The sequence below is a fragment of the Paenibacillus sp. 01T431 genome (genome assembly GCF_056398625.1).
The window spans coordinates 1-437 of sequence record NZ_JBFTPT010000076.1 but is presented as its reverse complement, the minus strand read 5'-3'; the positions used below and the strand labels follow the sequence as shown (position 1 = coordinate 437).

At 48.9% G+C, this 437-nt stretch carries 2 tRNA genes and 1 rRNA gene; all 3 read right to left on the bottom strand.

The features are described 5' to 3' along the window. Positions 1–72: 72 nt before the first annotated feature. Positions 73–148, bottom strand: a tRNA-Ala gene (locus AC1DM9_RS34525). A 29-nt stretch (positions 149–177) separates the two neighbouring features. After that, positions 178–254: transfer RNA gene (locus AC1DM9_RS34520), tRNA-Ile, on the bottom strand. A gap of 43 nt (positions 255–297) precedes the next feature. Continuing rightward, positions 298–414: ribosomal RNA gene (rrf, locus tag AC1DM9_RS34515) — 5S ribosomal RNA — on the bottom strand. Between the last annotated feature and the right edge of the window lie 23 nt (positions 415–437).

Here is a 437-nt window from a genome sequence, read left to right as displayed (position 1 = left end):
GCTTTAAAGGATGTTTCAGCAATTCTTTTCTTTCGTTATCCAGTTTTCAAGGTGCAATTTAAAAAGTTTTTTTGGTGGAGCCAAGCRGGATCGAACCGCTGACCTCCTGCTTGCAAGGCAGGCGCTCTCCCAGCTGAGCTATGGCCCCATGTTAGGTTTTGAATTATGGAATTATAGTGGTGGGCCTTAGTGGACTCGAACCACCGACCTCACCCTTATCAGGGGTGCGCTCTAACCAGCTGAGCTAAAGGCCCTTAATTCTCATAGTTCGTATATTAAGGTGTAAATATAACACCTGCTTGGCGACGTCCTACTCTCCCAAGACCCTGCGGTCTAAGTACCATCGGCGCTGAAGGGCTTAACGGTCGTGTTCGGTATGGGAACGCGTGGTTCACCTCCGCCATCGCCACCAAACGGATGACTTGACTTACATTGAA